This window comes from Variovorax sucrosi (assembly GCF_051216635.1).
In the GTDB taxonomy this organism is placed as follows: domain Bacteria; phylum Pseudomonadota; class Gammaproteobacteria; order Burkholderiales; family Burkholderiaceae_C; genus Variovorax.
Window position 1 is genome coordinate 157,830 of sequence record NZ_JBPJZU010000011.1, and the last position, 19,441, is coordinate 177,270.

General features: G+C 67.1%; 22 protein-coding genes. 6 read left to right on the forward strand and 16 right to left on the reverse strand.

What is annotated here, in order from left to right; translation table 11 throughout:
- Positions 1-3: 3 nt before the first annotated feature.
- Positions 4-393 carry an oxalurate catabolism protein HpxZ gene (gene hpxZ / locus ACSFBE_RS21305; protein ID WP_435492409.1) on the forward strand — a complete coding sequence of 130 codons (390 nt, stop codon included), beginning with the start codon at positions 4-6 and terminating at the stop codon, positions 391-393.
- Between the two features lie 3 nt (positions 394-396).
- On the opposite strand, the gene ACSFBE_RS21310 is transcribed toward hpxZ, so the two are convergent.
- The 14 genes from ACSFBE_RS21310 to ACSFBE_RS21375 form a co-directional block, all read right to left on the reverse strand.
- Positions 397-1,524, reverse strand: coding sequence for a Gfo/Idh/MocA family protein (locus tag ACSFBE_RS21310; RefSeq protein WP_435492445.1), 1,128 nt, complete (start codon positions 1,522-1,524; stop codon positions 397-399).
- A gap of 40 nt (positions 1,525-1,564) precedes the next feature.
- The gene (locus tag ACSFBE_RS21315) at positions 1,565-2,527 is read right to left on the reverse strand and encodes a substrate-binding domain-containing protein (protein ID WP_435492410.1); all 963 of its coding nucleotides are present in this window, start codon (positions 2,525-2,527) and stop codon (positions 1,565-1,567) included.
- 44 nt (positions 2,528-2,571) lie between these two features.
- Positions 2,572-3,579, reverse strand: coding sequence for an ABC transporter permease (locus tag ACSFBE_RS21320; protein WP_435492411.1), 1,008 nt, complete (start codon positions 3,577-3,579; stop codon positions 2,572-2,574).
- Positions 3,560-5,077 carry a sugar ABC transporter ATP-binding protein gene (locus tag ACSFBE_RS21325; protein ID WP_435492412.1) on the reverse strand — a complete coding sequence of 506 codons (1,518 nt, stop codon included), beginning with the start codon at positions 5,075-5,077 and terminating at the stop codon, positions 3,560-3,562. Before ACSFBE_RS21325 ends, ACSFBE_RS21320 begins: the two co-directional genes overlap by 20 nt.
- Positions 5,074-6,243 carry an ROK family protein gene (locus ACSFBE_RS21330; RefSeq protein WP_435492446.1) on the reverse strand — a complete coding sequence of 390 codons (1,170 nt, stop codon included), beginning with the start codon at positions 6,241-6,243 and terminating at the stop codon, positions 5,074-5,076. The genes ACSFBE_RS21325 and ACSFBE_RS21330 overlap by 4 nt, the downstream gene beginning before the upstream one ends.
- Positions 6,244-6,469: 226 nt before the next feature.
- Positions 6,470-6,889 (reverse strand): F0F1 ATP synthase subunit epsilon, encoded by a 420-nt coding sequence (locus ACSFBE_RS21335; protein WP_435492413.1) that lies wholly within the window; start codon positions 6,887-6,889, stop codon positions 6,470-6,472.
- Between the two features lie 18 nt (positions 6,890-6,907).
- Positions 6,908-8,323, reverse strand: a complete 1,416-nt coding sequence (gene atpD, locus ACSFBE_RS21340) for a F0F1 ATP synthase subunit beta (protein WP_435455744.1) — start codon at positions 8,321-8,323, stop codon at positions 6,908-6,910.
- A gap of 46 nt (positions 8,324-8,369) precedes the next feature.
- A complete protein-coding gene (atpG, locus tag ACSFBE_RS21345) occupies positions 8,370-9,245 on the reverse strand; it encodes a F0F1 ATP synthase subunit gamma (RefSeq protein ID WP_435492414.1) in 876 nt (291 codons plus the stop codon).
- Between the two features lie 32 nt (positions 9,246-9,277).
- Positions 9,278-10,831, reverse strand: a complete 1,554-nt coding sequence (gene atpA / locus ACSFBE_RS21350) for a F0F1 ATP synthase subunit alpha (protein WP_435455746.1) — start codon at positions 10,829-10,831, stop codon at positions 9,278-9,280.
- Between the two features lie 45 nt (positions 10,832-10,876).
- Entirely contained in the window at positions 10,877-11,407 is a 531-nt protein-coding gene (locus ACSFBE_RS21355; RefSeq protein WP_435492415.1) for a F0F1 ATP synthase subunit delta, read from the reverse strand.
- Positions 11,408-11,414: 7 nt separating this feature from the next.
- Positions 11,415-11,885, reverse strand: a complete 471-nt coding sequence (locus ACSFBE_RS21360) for a F0F1 ATP synthase subunit B (protein ID WP_435492416.1) — start codon at positions 11,883-11,885, stop codon at positions 11,415-11,417.
- 33 nt (positions 11,886-11,918) lie between these two features.
- A complete protein-coding gene (atpE, locus tag ACSFBE_RS21365; RefSeq protein ID WP_140844704.1) occupies positions 11,919-12,188 on the reverse strand; it encodes a F0F1 ATP synthase subunit C in 270 nt (89 codons plus the stop codon).
- A gap of 64 nt (positions 12,189-12,252) precedes the next feature.
- A complete protein-coding gene (gene atpB, locus ACSFBE_RS21370) occupies positions 12,253-13,131 on the reverse strand; it encodes a F0F1 ATP synthase subunit A (RefSeq protein ID WP_435492417.1) in 879 nt (292 codons plus the stop codon).
- A 22-nt stretch (positions 13,132-13,153) separates the two neighbouring features.
- Positions 13,154-13,612 carry an ATP synthase subunit I gene (locus tag ACSFBE_RS21375; RefSeq protein ID WP_435492418.1) on the reverse strand — a complete coding sequence of 153 codons (459 nt, stop codon included), beginning with the start codon at positions 13,610-13,612 and terminating at the stop codon, positions 13,154-13,156.
- Positions 13,613-13,777: 165 nt separating this feature from the next.
- Between ACSFBE_RS21375 and ACSFBE_RS21380 the strand changes: the two genes are divergently transcribed.
- The 5 genes from ACSFBE_RS21380 (at position 13,778) to ACSFBE_RS21400 (ending at position 17,409) form a co-directional block, all read left to right on the forward strand.
- Positions 13,778-14,080, forward strand: coding sequence for a YbeD family protein (locus tag ACSFBE_RS21380; protein ID WP_435492419.1), 303 nt, complete (start codon positions 13,778-13,780; stop codon positions 14,078-14,080).
- Complete coding sequence (gene lipB / locus ACSFBE_RS21385; RefSeq protein ID WP_435492420.1) at positions 14,077-14,787, forward strand: lipoyl(octanoyl) transferase LipB; 711 nt, start codon at positions 14,077-14,079, stop codon at positions 14,785-14,787. Before ACSFBE_RS21380 ends, lipB begins: the two co-directional genes overlap by 4 nt.
- Positions 14,788-14,795: 8 nt before the next feature.
- The gene (lipA, locus tag ACSFBE_RS21390) at positions 14,796-15,791 is read left to right on the forward strand and encodes a lipoyl synthase (protein WP_435492421.1); all 996 of its coding nucleotides are present in this window, start codon (positions 14,796-14,798) and stop codon (positions 15,789-15,791) included.
- A gap of 8 nt (positions 15,792-15,799) precedes the next feature.
- Positions 15,800-16,489 (forward strand): AraC family transcriptional regulator, encoded by a 690-nt coding sequence (locus ACSFBE_RS21395; protein WP_435492422.1) that lies wholly within the window; start codon positions 15,800-15,802, stop codon positions 16,487-16,489.
- Positions 16,490-16,554: 65 nt separating this feature from the next.
- Complete coding sequence (locus ACSFBE_RS21400; RefSeq protein WP_435492423.1) at positions 16,555-17,409, forward strand: DMT family transporter; 855 nt, start codon at positions 16,555-16,557, stop codon at positions 17,407-17,409.
- Here the strand turns inward: ACSFBE_RS21400 and ACSFBE_RS21405 are convergent.
- Together ACSFBE_RS21405 and ACSFBE_RS21410 are read right to left on the reverse strand one after the other, a co-directional pair.
- A complete protein-coding gene (locus ACSFBE_RS21405) occupies positions 17,377-18,756 on the reverse strand; it encodes a HAMP domain-containing sensor histidine kinase (RefSeq protein WP_435492424.1) in 1,380 nt (459 codons plus the stop codon). The genes ACSFBE_RS21400 and ACSFBE_RS21405 overlap by 33 nt on opposite strands.
- Positions 18,753-19,433, reverse strand: a complete 681-nt coding sequence (locus tag ACSFBE_RS21410) for a response regulator transcription factor (protein WP_435492425.1) — start codon at positions 19,431-19,433, stop codon at positions 18,753-18,755. The genes ACSFBE_RS21405 and ACSFBE_RS21410 overlap by 4 nt, the downstream gene beginning before the upstream one ends.
- Positions 19,434-19,441 lie beyond the last annotated feature (8 nt).

Sequence of the window (19,441 nt, forward strand, 5' to 3'; positions counted from 1 at the left end):
ACCGTGACCGTTGCCCTCTCCGATATCAACCTGCCCGCCGTGCTCGAAGAAGTGACGGCCGCCTTCGCCGAGTACCAGCAGGCACTCGTCAGCAACGACGTGGCCGTGCTCGACAAGCTCTTCTTCGATTCGCCGCACACGCTGCGCTACGGCGCGGGCGAGAACCTGTACGGCTACGACGCGATCCGCGCCTTCCGCCAGGCCCGTCCGGCGGTGAACCTGGAACGCGAAGTGACCGTCACGGCCATCACAAGCTACGGCCAGGATTTGGCCGTGACCAACATCGAGTTCAAGCGTGCCGGCAGCGAGCGCATCGGCCGCCAAAGCCAGACCTGGGTGCGCCTGCCCGAAGGCTGGCGTGTGGTGTCGGCGCATGTCAGCCTGATGAGCTGAGCGCTACCAATCGGTCCACTTGGCGTCGCTGGCCGCCGACGCCACCGTGCGCTCGATGAAGCGCACGCCGCGCGCGCCGTCTTCCACGCGCGGATAGTCGGCGGCGAGCGGATCGGCCGGCACGCCAGTCAGGTGCGCCCGGATGTCCGCTACCACCCCCGCATAGACGTTGGCGAAGGCCTCGATGAAGCCTTCGGGGTGGCCGCTCGGCAGGCGGCTGGCACGGCGCGCCGATTCATGCAGCCACGGCGCGCCGCGCGTGAGGATGCGCTTCGGCCCATCGGCCGGAAAGTGCACCAGCTCGCTCGGATGCTCTTGCCGCCAGTCGAGCGTGCCCTGCGTGCCGGTCACACGCAGGCGCAGGTCGTTCTCCAGGCCGGTGTTGATCTGCGATGCCACCAACACGCCGCGCGCGCCGTTGGAAAAGCGCAGCAGCACATTGGCATCGTCGTCGAGCGCACGGCCCGGCACCAGCGCGCCGAGGTCGGCGCACAAGCGCTCGATCGCAAGGCCGGTGACGGTCGCGATCAGGTTCTCGGCATGCGTGCCGATGTCGCCGATGGCGCCTGCCGCCCCGCTCCTGGCCGGGTCGGTGCGCCAGCCGGCCTGCTTGTTGCCGCTGGCCTCCAGCGGTGCGGCGAGCCAGCCCTGGCTGTACTCGACGATGACCTTGCGCACGGCGCCGATCTCGCCGGCACGCACCATCGCGCGCGCCTGCCGCACCATCGGATAGCCGCCGTAGTTGTAGGTCACGCCGAAGACCGTGCCCTGCGCCCTCACTGCGGCGACCAGCGCATCGGCCTCGGCACGCGTGTGCACCAGCGGCTTGTCGCACACCACATGGAAGCCCGCCTCGACGAAGGCCTGCGCAACCGGGAAGTGCACGTGGTTCGGCGTGACGATCACGACGAAGTCGATGCGCTCGTGCGCCGGACGCTTCGCCTCGTCGGCCAGCAACGCCTGCCAGTCGCCATGGTTGCGGTCGTCCGCCAGGAACAGGTCATGCCCCGATGCGCGCGCCTTCTCCGCATTCGACGACAGCGCGCCGGCGACCAGCTCGCACTGGCCGTCGAGCGCGATGGCATGGCGGTGCACGGCGCCGATGAAGGCGTCACGGCCGCCGCCGACCATGGCGTAGCGCAGCTTGCGTGAAGCGTTGTCCGCAGTCACATCAGAACGGCGAGTTGGGGAAGTAGAAGTCCTTGGCGTTGTCCTTGGTGATCAGGACCGACGGGATGATCGTCGTGGCCGGCAGCTTCTCGCCCTTCAGGCGCGCCTCGGCCGTGAGTTTGATCGCGTCGTAGATGAACTTGGGCGAGTAGCTCACGTCGGCGTCGATCATCTTGTTCTTGCCGTCCATGATGGTCTTGACCATGCCCTTGGCGCCGGCGCCGCCGAAGACGACCTTGATGTCGTCGCGCTTGGCCTGCTCGATGGCCTTGAGCACACCCACCGCCATGTCGTCGTCGGCCGCCCAGATGGCGTCGATGTTCTTGAAGCGCGTGAGGTAGTCCTGCGTCACCTTGAAGGCGTCGTCGCGGTTCCAGTTGGCGTACTTGGCGTCGAGCAGCTTCACGTCGGGGTGGGCCTTGAGCACTGCGTTGAAGGCGTCCATGCGCTCGTTGTCGAGCGTGGTCGCGATGCCGCGCAGCGCCACCACGTTGCCCTTGCCGCCCAGCTTCTTCACGATGTACTCGGCCGGAATCTTGCCGAAGGCGGTGTTGTCGCCGGCGACATAGGCGTCTTGCGCGCTGGTGTCGGTCAGGCCGCGGTCGACCACCGTCACATAGGCGCCCTTGGCCTTCACCTGCGCCACCGGCTTGGTCAACGCGGCGGATTCGAACGGGAAGATCACCAGCGCGTTGATCTTGGTGACGGTCGTGAAGTCCTGCAGCTGGTTGGCCTGCTCGGGCGCGCCGCTGGCGGTCTTGATCGTGATCTTCAGGTCCTTGTGCTCCTTCTCCAGGTCCTTCTTCGCCTGGTTGGCCCAGTAGTTGATGCCGCCCATGAAGCTGTGGGTGGCGGCGGGGATCGACACGCCGAGGTTGACCTTCTCGGCGGCCCAGGCGGGCACGCTGGCAAGCGCTGCTGCGGCCACGGCCGTGAGGGCGAGGCGTCGGGTGATATGGATCATGCTGCTTGTCTCCTTGTGGTTGGATGGAACGGGAACGGAAGAGCTCAACGCCGGCCGCGCTGCAGGAACGCGACGATGATGATCACGAAGCCTTGCACCGCCGCGTTGAGGTACACGCTGATGATGCTGGTGAGGTTCAGGATGTTGCTGATGACCGAGAGCAGGATCGCACCGATCACCGTGCCGGTGATGCTGCCCGCGCCGCCCTTCAATGCCGTGCCGCCGACGATCACGGCCGCGATCGCTTCGAGTTCCCACAGCAGGCCGGTGGTGGGCGACGCCGAGCCCAGGCGCGGCACGTAGAGCAGCGTGGCGATGCCGACGCACACGCCGAGCAGCACGTAGGTCAGGATCTTCACGCGGTCGACGTCCACCGCGGCGTAGCGCGCCACCTGCTCGTTCGAGCCGATGGCCTGCACGTAGCGGCCGTAGGCGGTGCGGTTGAGGATGACGCCGCCGATCAGCGCGACGACGAAGAAGACCCACACCGGCACCGGAATGCCCAGCAGGTTCGCGTAGTACACCGGCGCGTAGAGGTCCGACAGCTCGTTGTCGAGCGTGAGCGCCCCGCCGTCGGCGAAGTACGTGAGGTAGGCGCGGAAGATGCCCAGCGTGCCCAGTGTCACGATGAAGGGCTCGATGCGGCCCTTGGTGATGAGCAGGCCGTGCGCCAGCCCGAACATCGCGCCCAGCACCACGGCGAGCGTGGCGCCGAGCACCACCGCCATCAGCGGTGAGCCGGTGGCGGGCCCGGCCCAGTTGATGAACATGATCACGCTGCCGGCGATGAGCGCGGCCATCGAGCCGACCGACAGGTCGATGCCGCCCGAGATGATCACGAAGCACATGCCCACCGCGATGATGCCGATGAAGGCCGTGCGCGTGAGCACGTTCATCGCGTTGTCGGCGGTGGCGAAGTCGCCGTTGAGCAGCGTGCCGGCGATGCACAGCAGCACCAGGCCGATGACCGGGCCGATGCCGTGCAGGCGCTCGGCCCAGCCGGGTTGGCTCTCGGCGCGGTGCGTGGCCGCCTCAGGCGTTGGCGTGTTCATGGGCTGTTCCTGTGGCATGGGCAATGAGTTGTTCTTCGGTGAGATGGTCAGCGTCGAGCGTGCTCACGAGCCGGCCGGCGCGCATCACCGCGACGCGGTGGCACAGGCCGATCAACTCCATCAGTTCGGACGAGACGACGATCACGGCGAGCCCTTCGCGGGCGAGTCGCTGGATCAGGAAATAGATGTCGCGCTTGGCGCCGATGTCGACACCGCGCGTGGGCTCGTCGAGCACCACCACCTTCGGTTGCGGCTGCAGCACCTTGGCGAGCGCGAGCTTCTGCTGGTTGCCGCCCGACAGCGACGAGGCGCGCGCGTCGAGGTTGCCGGTGCGGATGCCGTAGTCCTTCACGGCCTCGGCCAGCGCGGCCCGCTCGGCGTCGGGCCGGAGCCACGGCGTGGCATAGCGCTCCAGCGCCATCAGCGTGAGGTTCTGGCGCAGGCCGAAGTGCACATGCAGGCCCTTGCCTTTGCGGTCTTCGCTCAGGTAGGAGAAGCCGTGCTTCGCGGCATCGCGCGGGTTGCGCCAGCCCTTGCCGGTGGGCACCGGGCGGCCGAGCATCTCGACCTGGCCGCTCGCGGGGCGCAGGCCCATCAGCCCCTCGAACAGTTCGGTGCGGCCGGCGCCGACCAGGCCGGCGAAGCCGAGGATCTCGCCGGGGCGCACTTCGAAGCTCGCGCCCTGCGCCCAGCCGGGCACGCTGAAGTCGTGCACCTTCATCGCGGGAGCAACGTCGCGCACGACGATGTCGCGCGGCGGGTAGAGGTCGGTCAGCTCGCGGCCGACCATCCGATTCGCCATCTCGTGGCGGGTGATGTCGGACGTGGGCGAACGCATGACGAAGCGGCCGTCGCGCAGCACGATCACATCGTCGGTCACGCGTTCGACCTCGTCGAGCTTGTGCGAGATGTAGACGATGGTCACGCCCTCGGCGCGCAGCTGGGCGATCAGCTTGAAAAGGCGCTCGGTCTCGCCCGGCGTGAGCGTGGCCGTGGGCTCGTCCATGATGAGCAGGCGCGCGCGCCGGGCGATGGCCTTGGCGATCTCGACCAGCTGCTTCTCCGCGACGATGAGCCGGCGGACCTTCGTGCGCGGATCGATTTGCAGGCCGACCTGCGCGAGGGCGGCAGCTGCTTCGCGCTCCATCGATTCATCGTCGAGCAACCAGCCCTTCTTCTTCTCATGGCCGAGAAAGATGTTCTGCGCCACGCTCAGGTCTTCGGCGAGGTTGAATTCCTGGTGGATCAGCACGATGCCCAGTGCCTCGGCGTCGCGCGAGCTGGCGAACTGCTGCGGCGTGCCGTCGATGCGCAGCGTGCCGCCACTCGGCCGCTCGTAGCCGGCGAGGATCTTCATCAGCGTGGACTTGCCCGCGCCGTTCTCGCCCAACAGGCCGTAGACCCGGCCGGGCGCCAGCGAGAAGCTCACGCCGTGCAGCACCTGCACCGGCCCGAAGGCCTTCTCGATGGCATCGAAGTCGACGGCCAGTCCGTTCATGGCGCGACCCCTTTCACCTTCAGCGTTTCCTGCATGGCCAGCACGCCCGCGCCGGTGATGCCCGCCTGCGCGCCCAAGGGCGTGTACTGGATCTCCAGATGCCGCGTCGAGAGCGCCAGCGATCGCTGGTACACGCTCTGGCGCACGGCGGCGAGGAACAGCGGGCCGATGTGCGTGATGCCGCCGCCGATGAAGACGTGCGACGGATTGAAGAAGTTCACCACCGACGCCAGCATCTGGCCCAGCAGGCTGCCGGCACGCTGGATGATCGCGTTGGCTGCGGCGTCGCCGGCCCGGCCGGCATGGGCCACGTCGAGCGCGTCGAGCCGGCCCTGCGTGTGCAGGCGCTCGGCGAGCATCGTGCTCTCGCCCGCCTCTGCCGCCTGCACGGCCATGCGGGCGATGGCCGGGCCGGCGGCCATCATCTCGACGCAGCCCAGGTTCCCGCAATGGCAGCGCGGGCCCTCCTGGTCGACGCAGATGTGACCGACATCGCCGGCCGAGCCGGCAGCGCCGCGGTACACCTCGCCATGGCAGACGATGCCGCAGCCGATGCCGGTGCCGACCTTGATGACCAGGAAGTTGGAGAGCGTGCGCTTGAGACGCCAGAGCTCGCCCAGCGCCATCAGGTTGACGTCGTTGTCGACGAAAACCGGCGCTGCGTAGTCCTCGCGCAGTGCCTCGCGGATCGAGAAGCCGTCCCAGGCCGGCATGAGCGGCGGGTTGACGAGCTGGCCGATCTGGAAGTTTACCGGCCCGGGAACGCCGATCCCGATGCCCATCACCTTGGACGCGTCGAGCCCGCACTGCACGAGCAACTCGCGCATGAGGACCCGCACCCGCGCCAGCACGACCCCGGGCCCCTGCAGCACGTCGGCCGCTTCCGAACACTGGGCAAGCGGCTGCAGGTCGGGGCCGAGCACGGCGAGATCGAGGCTGGTGGCGCCGATGTCGATGCCGACCAGCACCCCGAGCGAGCCATTGATCTGCAGGTTCTCGGCGCGGCGACCGCCCGAGGAACGCTGCAAGCCGGCTTCGGCCAGCAGGCCCTGGTCGACCAGACCGGCGATCAGTGCATTCGCCTTGCTCTTGGAAAAGCCGAGCTGTTCGGCCATGCCATGGCGCGAGCCACCCGCCGACCAGAAGGTCGTCTCGAGCAGCTGCATCTCGTCGGCCGTCAGGCCGCGCCAGCGTTCCATGCGTTGTCTCCGTCTCTCGCTCGCTCGGCATCGGATGGCCGGGGCGGAAGCCGGATACTAGAGAGAGGGCTTCAGCCAGACAAGGCTGAACTTCGACCAATTAAAGGTCAAACCGTCCACCTACTTATCCGGCTTCGACCGCGCCAATGAAAAAGCCGCCCGAAGGCGGCTTCGTCGCAGACGGCGAACCGTCTTACCTCTTCTGGCGGTACTTGCGCAGCGCAGCGATCTGCGCGGCCATCACGGCCAGCTCCGACTGCGCCATCGCGATGTCGATGTCGCTCTTGGCGTTCTTCAGCGCTTCCTCGGCGGCGGCCTTGGCGGCGTTGGCCTTCTCGTCGTCCAGGTCCTTGCCGCGGATCGCGGTGTCGGACAGCACGGTGACGGTGTGGGGCTGCACTTCGAGGATGCCACCGGCCACGAAGACGAATTCCTCGCCGCCATCGGCCGTCTCGATGCGCACCGCCCCCGGGCGGATGCGCGTGATCAGCGGCGTGTGGCGCGGGTAGATGCCGAGCTCGCCGGCTTCACCGGGCAGCGCGACGAAGCGTGCTTCGCCCGAGAAGATCGACTCCTCCGCGCTGACGACGTCGACGTGAATGGTGTTTGCCATGTGCGTTCCTCAGCCGCTTTACGCGACTTTCTTCGCCTTTTCGAAGGCCTCGTCGATCGTGCCGACCATGTAGAACGCCTGTTCCGGCAGGTGGTCGCACTCGCCTTCCACGATCATCTTGAAGCCGCGGATGGTTTCGGTCAGCGGCACGTACTTGCCGGGCGAACCGGTGAACACTTCGGCTACGTGGAACGGCTGCGACAGGAAACGCTGGATCTTCCGGGCGCGAGCCACGGCCAGCTTATCGTCCGGTGCCAGTTCGTCCATGCCCAGAATGGCGATGATGTCGCGCAGTTCCTTGTAGCGCTGCAGCGTGCCTTGCACGGCGCGGGCCACGTTGTAGTGCTCTTCGCCGACGACGGCCGGCGACAACTGGCGCGAGGTCGAATCGAGCGGGTCCACGGCCGGGTAGATGCCCAGCGATGCGATTTCACGCGACAGGGCGACGGTCGAGTCCAAGTGGGCGAAGGTGGTGGCAGGCGACGGATCGGTGTAATCGTCGGCTGGCACGTACACGGCCTGGATCGAGGTGATCGAGCCGACCTTGGTCGAGGTGATCCGCTCTTGCAGGCGACCCATTTCCTCGGCCAGCGTCGGCTGGTAGCCCACGGCGGAAGGCATGCGGCCTAGCAATGCCGACACTTCGGTACCGGCCAGCGTGTAGCGATAGATGTTGTCCACGAAGAACAGCACGTCCTTGCCTTCGTCGCGGAACGACTCGGCAATGGTCAGGCCGGTCAGCGCGACGCGCAGACGGTTGCCCGGGGGTTCGTTCATCTGGCCGTAGACCATGGCCACCTTCGAGTCCTCGAGGTTCTCGAGGTTCACGACGCCGGAGTCGGCCATCTCATGATAGAAGTCGTTGCCTTCGCGGGTACGTTCACCCACGCCAGCGAACACCGACACGCCCGAGTGAGCCTTCGCGATGTTGTTGATGAGTTCCATCATGTTCACGGTCTTGCCCACGCCGGCACCGCCGAACAGGCCGACCTTGCCGCCCTTGGCGAACGGGCACACCAGGTCGATCACCTTGATGCCGGTTTCCAGCAGCTCCTGGGACGGCGACAGGTCGTCGTACGCGGGGGCCTTGCGGTGGATCGAAGCGGTAAGTTCCTGGCTGACGGGGCCGCGTTCGTCGATCGGCGCGCCGAGCACGTCCATGATGCGGCCGAGCGTGGCCTTGCCCACGGGCACGGTGATCGGCGCGTGGGTGTTGGTGACCATCAGGCCGCGACGCAGGCCGTCGGACGAACCGAGGGCAATGGTGCGAACCACGCCGTCGCCGAGCTGCTGCTGCACTTCCAGCGTCAGCGCGCTGCCTTCGAACTTCAGGGCGTCATAGATCTTGGGCATCTGGTTGCGCGGGAATTCCACGTCGACCACGGCACCGATACATTGAACGATCTTGCCTTGCACTGCATTGGCTTGAGCCATCATCTGCTCCAATTAATTTTTGAATCTGGTTGACGTCGAAACCGGCTCAGACGCCGGCGGCCGCCGCAGCGCCCGACACGATTTCCGACAGCTCTTTGGTGATGCCGGCCTGGCGGGTCTTGTTGTAGATCAGCTTGAGTTCGCCGATCACGTTGCCCGCGTTGTCGGTGGCCGCTTTCATGGCCACCATGCGGGCCGACTGCTCGGACGCCATGTTTTCCGCCACGGCCTGGTAGACCAGCGATTCCACGTAGCGCACCAGCAGCTCATCGATCACGCTGGGCGCGTCGGGCTCGTAGATGTAGTCCCACGCGTGCTGGCCGGCCTCGGCCTTCAGCGACTCCGACGCGAGCGGCAACAGCTGCTCGACCACCGACTCCTGGCGCATCGTGTTGATGAACTTGGTGTAGCAGAGGTAGACCGCATTGACCTTGCCCTCGGCGTACGCGTCGAGCAGCACCTTGACGGGGCCGATCAGCTTGTCGAGGTGCGGCTTGTCGCCCAGGTGCGTGGCGTGGGACACCACGCGCGCGCCGATGCGGTTGAGGAAGCTCAGGCCCTTGTTGCCGATCGCCACCGCCTCGACGGTCACGCCGGCGGCCTGCTCCTCGCGCAGCTTGACGGTCAACGCGCGCAGCACGTTGGTGTTCATGCCGCCGCACAGGCCCTTGTCCGTCGTCACCAGGATGTAGCCCGCCGCCTTCGCTTCGTTCGTTTTCATGAACGCGTGCGTGTACTCCGGGTTGGCCTGGCCGAGATGCGCCGCGATGTTGCGGATCTTCTCGCTGTACGGACGGGCGGCACGCATGCGCTCCTGCGCCTTGCGCATCTTCGACGCGGCCACCATTTCCATGGCCTTGGTGATCTTCTTGGTGTTCTCCACCGATTTGATCTTGCCGCGGATTTCCTTGCCGGCTGCCATAGATGCTCCTTAAGCCTTGCTGTCGATCGCCATCAGGCGAAAGACTTCTTGAACGTCGTGATTGCGGCGGTCAGTTCGGCCTCGGCGTCCTTGTCGAGCGCCTTGGCCTTCTCGACCTTGTCGAGCAGCGCCGCGTGACTGGTCTTCAGGAACTGGTGCAGGCCGTGTTCGAAGGCCAGAACCTTCTTCACTTCCAGGTCGTCCATGAAGCCCTTGTTCACCGCGAACAGCGTGGCGCCCATCAGCGAGATGGGCAGCGGGCTGTACTGCGCCTGCTTGAGCAGTTCGGTCACGCGGGCACCGCGGTCGAGCTGCTTGCGGGTGGCTTCGTCCAGGTCGGAAGCAAACTGCGCGAACGCAGCCAGTTCACGGTACTGCGCCAGGTCGGTACGGATACCGCCCGACAGGCTCTTGATGATCTTCGTCTGAGCGGCCGAGCCCACGCGCGACACCGAGATGCCGGCGTTGATGGCGGGGCGGATACCGGCGTTGAACAGGTTGGTTTCCAGGAAGATCTGGCCGTCGGTGATCGAGATCACGTTGGTCGGCACGAAGGCCGACACGTCGCCGGCCTGCGTTTCGATGATCGGCAGTGCCGTCAGCGAACCGGTCTTGCCCTTGACTTCACCCTTGGTGAAAGCTTCGACGTAGTCGGCGTTCACGCGGGCTGCGCGTTCGAGCAGGCGGCTGTGGAGATAGAACACGTCGCCGGGGTAGGCTTCGCGGCCTGGCGGGCGGCGCAGCAGCAGCGACACCTGGCGGTAGGCCACGGCTTGCTTCGAGAGGTCGTCGTACACGATCAGCGCGTCTTCGCCGCGGTCGCGGAAGTACTCGCCCATCGTGCAGCCCGAGTAGGCCGACACGTATTGCATGGCGGCCGATTCCGACGCGGAAGCGGCGACCACGATCGTGTAGTCCATGGCACCGGCTTGTTCCAGTGCGCGCACCACGTTCTTGATCGACGAGGCCTTCTGGCCGATCGCGACGTAGACGCAGGTCACGCCCTGGCCCTTCTGGTTGATGATCGCGTCAATCGCCACGGCGGTCTTGCCGGTCTGGCGGTCGCCGATGATCAGCTCGCGCTGGCCGCGGCCGATCGGCACCATGGAGTCGATCGACTTCAGGCCGGTCTGCAGGGGCTGGTCGACGGATTTCCGTGCGATCACGCCCGGTGCGACCTTCTCGATCACGTCGGTCATCTTGGCGTTGATGGGACCCTTGCCATCGATCGGCTGGCCCAGGGCGTTCACCACGCGGCCGATGAGCTCGGGGCCCACGGGCACTTCCAGGATGCGGCCGGTGCACTTGACCGTGTCGCCTTCGGAGATGTGCTCGTACTCGCCCAGGATCACGGCGCCGACCGAGTCGCGCTCGAGGTTCAGGGCCAGGCCGTACGACGGCGTACCGTCGGCGGTGGGCGTGAATTCGAGCATTTCGCCCTGCATCGCGTCCGACAGGCCGTGCACGCGCACGATGCCGTCGGTCACCGACACCACGGTGCCCTGGTTGCGAATGTCAGCGCTGACGCCAAGGCCCTCGATGCGGCTCTTGATCAGTTCGGAAATCTCTGCGGGATTGAGTTGCATGACTCTTTCCTTCTTTCAATAAATGGGGCCAACCGCCTCGCCGCATCAAGCGGTGAGCGCTGCTTTCATTTGCTCGAGACGCGCCTTGACGGACGTGTCGAGGACTTCATCGCCCACCACGGCACGGATGCCGCCGATGAGCGACGGGTCGAGTTCGACCCGCGTGTTCAGCTTGCGACCGAAGCGGCGTTCCAGCGACTCGGCCACGCTCTTGAGACCGGCTTCGTCGATCGGGAAGGCGCTGTAGACCACGGCATCCGACGCGCCGCGCTGGGCGTTCTTCAGCAGACGGAACTGGACGGCGACCTCGGGCAGCGCGGCCAGACGACCGTTGTCGATCACGGTGCGCAGGAAGTTCTGTCCGGCAGCCGGAAGGCCGTTGGACACGAACCCCGACACCAGGTCGAACACCTGCTCGGCCGAGACCTTCGGATCGGAAGCGAACTGCAGCAACTGCGGGTTGCCGGCGACGGCGGCAAGCTGGTCGAGCCAGCCGGCCGTGCCGTCGAGGTCGCTTGCCGAGGCCTTGAACAGCGCTTCGGCGTAAGGACGGGCGATGGTGGCGAGTTCGGCCATGTCGTCCTCAGAGCTCGGTCTTCAGGCGGCCGAGCAGTTCGGCGTGGACGCCGGCATTGACTTCCTTGCGGAGAATCTGCTCGGCACCCTTGACGGCCAGCGCGGCGACCTGCTCGCGCAGAACCTCGCGGGCACGCACCGATTGCTGCTCGGCTTCGGCTTGCGCGGCAACCACGATCTTGTTGGCCTCCACGGTCGCACGGCCCTTGGCCTCTTCGACGATCTGCTGGGCGCGGCGCTCGGCGTCGGCCAACAGATTGGTCGTCTCGTTGCGGGACTTCACCAGTTCCTGCTCGACGCGCTGATTGGCAGAAGCGAGTTCCGCCTTGGCCTTTTCGGCGGCCGCCAGGCCCGCGGCGATCTTTTGTGCGCGTTCATCCAGCGCCTTCGCGATGGGCGGCCACACGAACTTCATCGTGAACAGCACCAGCAGCAGGAAGACGATGGCCTGAACGAACAGGGTCGCGTTGATACTCACGGCAACACCTTTCTAGAGTGGCGTTGAACGGGATTACTTCGGCAAGTTGGCCAGGAAGGTCGCGGCAAACGGGTTGGCGAAGGCGAACAGCAGGGCGATGGCCACGCCGATCAGGAAGGCAGCGTCGATCAGACCGGCCAAGATGAACATCTTGGTTTGGAGGTCGTTCATGAGCTCGGGTTGGCGTGCCGACGATTCGAGGAACTTGCCGCCCATCAGTGCGATGCCGATGGACGCACCGATCGCGCCGAGACCGACGATCAAACCACATGCCAGAGCGACGAGACCGAGAATGTTTGCCATGATGACTCCTTAGATTACAGATGAAAGCGAAAAGAAAAAACGAAAGCGAGAAGGGTAACCAGGCCTAGTGGCCCTCATGCGCCTGACCCAGATAGATGAGTGTCAGCATCATGAAAATGAATGCCTGCAGCGTGATCACCAGGATGTGGAAGATCGCCCAGACGGTTCCGGCAATGATGTGCCCGACAGGCAGCAGCACTCCCGAGAACGAAGCTGCCATCGCACCACCCATGAGTGCGATCAGCATGAAGACGAGTTCACCGGCATACATGTTGCCGAACAGCCGCATGCCGTGCGAGACGGTCTTGGCAAGGTATTCGATGACCTGCATCAGCAGGTTGATGGGCCACAGCACCGGGTGCGCACCGAAAGGCGCGGTGATGAGCTCATGGCCCCAGCCGCCCAGGCCCTTGACCTTGATGCCATAGAACAGGCACAGCAGCAGCACGGAGGTCGACAGGCCGAGCGTGGTCGAGAGATCGGCGGTCGGCACGACGCGCATGTAGGCGTGATGCGGGTCGTGGCCCGCCGCGTCGAACGCCTGCGCCCAGAGCGCCGGAAACAGGTCGACCGGCAGCATGTCCATGGCGTTCAGCAGGAAGATCCAGACGAACACGGTCAACGCCAGCGGCGCGATGAACTTGCGGCTCTGCGCGTTGTGCACGTTGGCCTTGGCTTGGCTGTCGACCATCTCGACAAGGATTTCGACCGCGGCCTGAAAGCGGCCCGGCACGCCGGCGGTCGCCTTGCGCGCGGCGAGCCACAGCACGAAGCAGCCGATCACGCCGACCACCAGCGCCCACAGCACCGAGTCGAGGTTGATGACGTTGAAGTCGACGATGGCTTTTTGGGTCACCGGTTCGAGCGCCCAGTTCACCTGCCAATGCTGCAAATGGTGAACGATGTATTCACTCGCGGTCGGTGCGTGTCCTTCTGCGGCCATCTTTCAGCGTCTCTTTAAAGAATCAAATCCGGTTCAACAATCTGGGCCGCACCACAAGGGCGACCCAGTACATCTTCATCGCTGCCACGATGCCAGCCAGCATCGCCAGCCAACTCAGGCCCTCGATCACCCAGGGTGCCGCCGCCAGAAAGGCCACGGTCAACGCCAGCTTGATCAGCTCCCAGACAAAAAACCTCAGCATGGCGGCCGACGGATGCGCCGCCTGCGTGCCCCCCATGACGCCCTTCATCGCACCCCGGACAAACAACGCCGCCGGGATCGCCACTGCCAATGCCCCGTAAAGTGCCGACATGCCGGCCACCGGCCGGCCCGTCCAAGCCCAAGCGATGCCCGCCACGACCAATCCTGCGACCACTTGGGCCACGATCACCCACCAGGGCGAAGGTTCGGGGTTGGCATCGCGCAGCTGCTGCGCCTGTTCGGCGGTGAGCGGCTTGAAATCGGCGTCTTCGACATCCATCTCGGACTCTGACGTGCTTGTTGTCATGGTTGTGTGCACTGCCGGTGGCCGAGGGCTGCCTGAATTTTACAAAGCCATTGATTATAAGTAAAAACCCCTTGCATTCCGCCATGACCAAGCAGGTCAACAGGGAACTTCAACCGCTTGACATACTCGCCGACCCCCATGACGACCCCAGCCCCCACCCCTGACACCCCGACCGACCTCCGCAGCGAATCGCTGATCGAGTACCCCTCCCAGTTCCCGATCAAGGTGATGGGCCCGAAGGTCGACGGCTTCGTCCACGCGGTGACGCTGGTGGCGGAAAAGTTCGACCCGCAGTTCGATGCCAGCACCATCGAGCTGCGCAGCAGCAAGGCGGGCAACTACCTCGGCGTGACGATCACCGTGACCGCGACCAGCCGCGAGCAGCTCGACGAAATCTACCGCACACTGTCCTCCCATCCGATGGTCAAGGTGGTGCTTTGACCCTCGCCGACGCGCCGGTGCTGCCTGTGCGATCGGCGCTGGCGCCGGTGCTGCTCGGGCATGTACCGTACGCCGAGACGTATGAGGCGATGCGCCGCTTCGCCGCCGAGCGCGACGCGGTCACGCCCGACCTGCTGTGGCTGTGCGAGCATCCGCCGGTCTACACCCAAGGGCTCGCCGGCAAGCCCGACCATCTGCTGAACCCCGGTGACATCCCGGTGGTGCAGACCGACCGCGGCGGCCAGGTCACCTTCCACGGCCCGGGTCAGGTCGTGGCCTATCCGCTGCTCGACCTGCGCCGCACCGGCTACTTCGTCAAGGAGTACGTCTACCGGATCGAGGAATCGGTGCTCCGCACGCTGGCGCACTTCGGCGTCACGGGCCATCGCGTGGCCGGCTCGCCCGGCATCTACGTGCGGTTGGACGACCCGTTCTCCCATGCGGCGCTGACCGGCCCGTTTTCGCCGACGGACCCGTTCCGCGGCCTCGGCAAGATCGCTGCGCTGGGGATCAAGGTGGCGCGCCATGGCACGTACCACGGCGTGTCCTTGAATGTCGCGATGGACCTGGAACCCTTCTCCCGCATCAACCCTTGCGGCTACGCAGGGCTGAAAACGGTCGACCTTTCTACAATCGGCGTCCACACCACTTGGGAAGAAGCCGCGCACGTGCTGGGCCAGAAGCTCGTCACCTACCTGGCGCCTTGAGAGTCCGTATGAGCACCACCGAAGTCGTCCCCTCCCCCGTCGTGCGGGAGGCGCAGAGCGCCGAAACCTACAACCCCCTCGCCAAGCAGAAGGCGGCGGCGAAGCTGTCGCGCATCCCCGTCAAGGTGGTGCAGGGCGAGATGCTCAAGAAGCCCGAGTGGATCCGCGTCAAGGCCGGCTCGCCGACCACGCGCTTCTACGAGATCAAGCAGATCCTGCGCGAGAACAAGCTGCACACGGTGTGCGAGGAAGCCTCCTGCCCGAACATCGGCGAATGCTTCGGCAAGGGCACGGCCACGTTCATGATCATGGGCGACAAGTGCACCCGGCGCTGCCCGTTCTGCGACGTCGGCCACGGCCGGCCCGACCCGCTCGACCAGGACGAGCCGCTGAACCTGGCGCGCACCATCGCCCAACTGCGCCTGAAGTACGTGGTGATCACCAGCGTCGACCGCGACGACCTGCGCGACGGCGGCAGCGGCCACTTCGTCGAGTGCATCCGCAACATCCGCGAGCTCTCGCCGCTGACGCAGATCGAGATCCTGGTGCCCGACTTCCGCGGCCGCGACGACCGCGCGCTGGAAATCCTCAAGGCCGCGCCGCCGGACGTGATGAACCACAACCTTGAAACCGCGCCGCGCCTCTACAAGGAAGCACGCCCCGGCAGCGACTACCAGTTCAGCCTGAACCTGCTCAAGAAGTTCAAGGCGCTGCACCCGAACGTGCCGACCAAGAGCGGCATCATGGTCGGCCTCGGCGAAACCGACGAAGAGATCCTGCAGGTCATGCGCGACATGCGTGCGCACGACATCGACATGCTGACCATCGGCCAGTACCTGTCGCCGTCGAACTCGCACCTGCCGGTGCGCCGCTACGTGCACCCCGACACCTTCAAGATGTTCGAGGAAGAGGCCTACAAGATGGGCTTCAGCCACGCCGCCGTGGGCGCGATGGTGCGCTCGAGCTACCACGCCGACGAACAGGCGCACGCCGCCGGCGTCTGAGCCGCACCTTGGCCGCCGCCGGCACCCTGACGTTGCGCCACTACGGCGCATCGCACGGCAGCCATGCACACGACCACTTCCAGGTGCTGATCGGCCTCGACGGCGTGCTCGAACTCGAAGTCGAAGGCCACGGCAGGCGTATCGCTGCGGGTGACGGTTGCGTGATCCCGCCGGGCGAGCGCCACGACTTCGGCGCCGACGGCAGCAGCCGGTGCCTGGTGCTCGACAGCACCATGAGCGCTTGGGAGCGACATGCCGGACACACCACGCCGTCGACCCAGGCGCGCGCGCTGGCGCAGTGCCTCGCCCACAGCGTGGCGCAGGACCACGCGCTGGCCACGCTCTATGGCCCCTTGTTGCTGCTCGAGGCCTGGCACGGCACGCCGACACCGCGCAGCGCACGGCGCCCGATCGACTGGGCCGCGCTCGCCGCCTGGACCGTCGCCCGGCGCGGCGCACCGCTCGATGTGGCCGCACTGGCGGCGCGCTGCTGCCTCAGTGCCAGCCAGTTCAACGCGCGCTGCCGCGACGAGATGGGCACCAGCGCGATGCACTGGCTGCGCGACCTCCGTCTGGCGCAGGCACGCACGCTGCGCGCCGCCGGCACCAGCGTCGCCGAGACGGCCCGCCGCACCGGTTACCGCTCGCCCTCGGCGCTCACAGCCGCCCTGCGTCGCCAGGCACAGCCCGACGGCTGAGCCGAGGCGCGTTGCGCGACGATGCGCCGTCGCCCAGCGACGAGCGGCCCGCCTAAGCTCGGCGCATGTCTGCCGCCACCCTGCTCGCCCTTGGCGCGATCGCCTTCTGGGCCAGCCTCGCCTCGCTCGGCACCGCGCTCTCGCACCTGCCGCCCTTCCTGCTGACCGGCGTGTCGCTGATGGTCGGCAGCCTGCTCGGCCTGCCGGCCCTGCTGCGCAACCGCCGCGCCTGGGCGGTGCCGCCGCGCACCTTGGCGCTCGGCATCTACGGCCTGTTCGGCTTCCATTTCCTGCTCTTCATCGCACTGCGCCACGCGCCGCCGGTGGAGGCGAACCTGGTGAACTACCTGTGGCCGCTGTTCATGGTGGTGCTCGCCCCGCTGCTGCTGAAGGGCGTGACGCTGCGGCCGCTGCATGTCGTCGCCGCGCTGCTGGGCTTCGCCGGCGCGGCCGTCGCCATCCTCGGCGCGCGCGACACCGGCGGATCAGCGGCCGGCGCCGCCGCCGGGTACTGGGGCTTCGTGCCCGCGCTGGGCTCCGCCTTCATCTGGGCCAGCTACTCGCTCTGGACGCAGCGCGTGCCGGCCTTTCCCACCGCCGCCATCGGTCTCTTCGGGCTGGTGTCGGGCCTGCTCGCCCTGGCCTGCCATGCGTTGCTGGAACCTTCGGTGGCCGTCGGCGGCCGCGATGCGCTGCTGCTGGCGCTCTGCGGCCTCGGCCCGCTCGGTGCGGCCTTCTACCTCTGGGACATGGCCCTCAAGCGCGGCGATGCGCGGCAGATCGGCATCCTGAGCTACCTCACGCCGCTGGCGTCGACCGGCCTGTTGCTGCTGCTCACCGGCCGTCCGTTGTCATGGCCGATCGCGCTGGCGGCGGCCCTGATCATCTCAGCGGCGCTCATCGGCACGCGCGCCCGCTGAACGCTCGGCCGGCAACTGCACGGCGACGGCGAGGCCGGGGAGCGCCCGGCGCACGCCCAGCGTGCCGCCGTGCGCCTCCGCCACCAGGCGGCACAGGTACATGCCCAGCCCGACGCCACCGGTGGCGCGCTGGCGTGCGTCGTCGGTGCGAAAGAAGGGCTCGGTGAGGCGGACCAGGTGGGCATCGTCGACGCCCGGTCCGAAGTCCCGCACCTCGAGCACGACGCCGCCGTCGTCGGTGGGCCGCAGGCTCAGCACCGGTGGCCGCTCGGCGTCCGCGGCGTGGCGCAGCGCGTTGTCCAGCAGGTTGCGCACCAACAGCCGGACGCGGGTGCGGTCCAGCGCCAGCGGCGGCAGCGACGGTGCCAAGTCCAATTGCACCGCACGGGCCGTCGGCATGCCACCGACGGTCTCGCGCACCAGCGCGGCCAGGTCGATCGGCTCGCGGTGCAGTGCGGTGTGCGGGCCGGCCAGGCGCTCGCTCTCGAGCAGGTCGCTGATGAGGTCGCGCATCTCGTTGAGGTCGCGCAGCAGGGCGGTCCGCTCGACGGCACCTTCGGTCGTGGCGGGCAGCAGCTCGGCGTTCAGCCGGGCGCGGGTGAGCGGCGACCGCAGCTCGTGGCTCAGCGCCAGCAGCAGCGCGCGCTTGGCGTCGAGCATGCCGCGGATGTCGTGCGCCATCGTGTTGATGCGCTGCGCCAGGTCGCCGAGTTCGTCGCGCCGACGCAGCGGAATCGACTGGTCGAAGTCGCCGCGGCCGAAGCGCTCGGCCCCGACACGGATGTCGTCGAGCGGCCGCAGCAGCCGGCGCACATAGGCATAGGCGGCCAGGATGAGCGCGAGCAGCAGCGCCAGCGTCAGCCAGCCGATGCCGTGCGGCTTGTCCTGCCACGGCGAGGTGCCCAGGCCGAAGGTGACGACGTGGCCGTCCGCCGTGCTGCGGCGGAACCAGGCGTCGCGCGGGTCGCCATCACCGTCGTCACCGGTCGCCTGCCGGTCGCGCCGGTCAGGCCGGTCGGACCACCAGCCCCGCCGGTCCTTGTGGGGGTGCGAATCCCATTGCACGGCCGGCCCCTCGATGCGGATCGAGATCGGCAGCCGGGCGACCAGCGCCTGCGCACGCGCGACATCGGGCGGGCTGCCGATCTCGGCCACCAGGCGATCGGTGTAGTCGACCAGCAGCGGCTTGGCCGCTTCGCGCCAACCGGTCGTGAAGGCGCGTTGCATGCCGCCCAGGAACACCGCGCCCATGGCCAGCGCCAGCAGCACGAACACGGTGATGAGCCGCAGCCGCAGCGAATGCTTCCAGCGGTGCCTCCAGCGTCGCTCGGCGCTCGCGCGCCTCATGGGGCGACGGCCAATGCGTAGCCCGCGTTGCGCAGCGTCTTGATGCAATCGAGCGGCTCGAGCTTCTTGCGCAGGCGGCTGATCACGATGTCGACGGCGCGCGTGTACAGCTCGGCCTCCTGACCACGCAGCTGGTTCAGGATGTCATCGCGGTTCCACACCTTGCCCGGCTGCCGCGCGAGCAGCGCCAGCAGTTCGAACTCGGTGCCGGTGAGCTCGACCCGCTCGCCCTGGCGCAACACCTCGCGTCGGTCGAGGTCGATCACCAGCCCGTCGAAGGCCAGGCGCTGCGGCGCCCCGCTCGGCAACGCCGGCTTGCGCTGGCGCCGCAGGATGGTCTGCACCCGCGCCACCAGCTCGCGCGGCTCGAAAGGCTTGGGCAGGTAGTCGTCGGCCCCGAGTTCGAGGCCGACCACGCGGTCCATCACCTCGCCGCGGGCCGTGAGCATCACGATGGGAATGTCGCTCTCGGCACGGATCGCCCGGCACAGGGCGAAGCCGTCCATCTCGGGGAGCATGACGTCGAGGATGGCTGCGTCGTAGTGCGCCGCACGCAGCTTGGCCAGGCCGTCGCTCGGCCGCACCGCACTGTCCAACACGCAGTCGAAGCGCGCGAAGTAGGTCGCCAGCGGCGCGGCCAGGTGGGCGTCGTCGTCGATCAGCAGGATGCGGGACATGAGCGGAT

Coding starts and splice junctions, on each gene's coding strand:
- ACSFBE_RS21310 (WP_435492445.1), bottom strand. CDS start 1,524: ATGGTCGGCGGCGGCCGTGACGCCTTCATCGGCGCCGTGCACCGCCAT.
- ACSFBE_RS21315 (WP_435492410.1), bottom strand. CDS start 2,527: ATGATCCATATCACCCGACGCCTCGCCCTCACGGCCGTGGCCGCAGCA.
- ACSFBE_RS21320 (WP_435492411.1), bottom strand. CDS start 3,579: ATGAACACGCCAACGCCTGAGGCGGCCACGCACCGCGCCGAGAGCCAA.
- ACSFBE_RS21325 (WP_435492412.1), bottom strand. CDS start 5,077: ATGAACGGACTGGCCGTCGACTTCGATGCCATCGAGAAGGCCTTCGGG.
- ACSFBE_RS21330 (WP_435492446.1), bottom strand. CDS start 6,243: ATGCAGCTGCTCGAGACGACCTTCTGGTCGGCGGGTGGCTCGCGCCAT.
- ACSFBE_RS21335 (WP_435492413.1), bottom strand. CDS start 6,889: ATGGCAAACACCATTCACGTCGACGTCGTCAGCGCGGAGGAGTCGATC.
- atpD (WP_435455744.1), bottom strand. CDS start 8,323: ATGGCTCAAGCCAATGCAGTGCAAGGCAAGATCGTTCAATGTATCGGT.
- atpG (WP_435492414.1), bottom strand. CDS start 9,245: ATGGCAGCCGGCAAGGAAATCCGCGGCAAGATCAAATCGGTGGAGAAC.
- atpA (WP_435455746.1), bottom strand. CDS start 10,831: ATGCAACTCAATCCCGCAGAGATTTCCGAACTGATCAAGAGCCGCATC.
- ACSFBE_RS21355 (WP_435492415.1), bottom strand. CDS start 11,407: ATGGCCGAACTCGCCACCATCGCCCGTCCTTACGCCGAAGCGCTGTTC.
- atpE (WP_140844704.1), bottom strand. CDS start 12,188: ATGGCAAACATTCTCGGTCTCGTCGCTCTGGCATGTGGTTTGATCGTC.
- atpB (WP_435492417.1), bottom strand. CDS start 13,131: ATGGCCGCAGAAGGACACGCACCGACCGCGAGTGAATACATCGTTCAC.
- ACSFBE_RS21375 (WP_435492418.1), bottom strand. CDS start 13,612: ATGGATGTCGAAGACGCCGATTTCAAGCCGCTCACCGCCGAACAGGCG.
- ACSFBE_RS21380 (WP_435492419.1), top strand. CDS start 13,778: ATGACGACCCCAGCCCCCACCCCTGACACCCCGACCGACCTCCGCAGC.
- lipA (WP_435492421.1), top strand. CDS start 14,796: ATGAGCACCACCGAAGTCGTCCCCTCCCCCGTCGTGCGGGAGGCGCAG.
- ACSFBE_RS21400 (WP_435492423.1), top strand. CDS start 16,555: ATGTCTGCCGCCACCCTGCTCGCCCTTGGCGCGATCGCCTTCTGGGCC.
- ACSFBE_RS21405 (WP_435492424.1), bottom strand. CDS start 18,756: ATGAGGCGCGCGAGCGCCGAGCGACGCTGGAGGCACCGCTGGAAGCAT.
- ACSFBE_RS21410 (WP_435492425.1), bottom strand. CDS start 19,433: ATGTCCCGCATCCTGCTGATCGACGACGACGCCCACCTGGCCGCGCCG.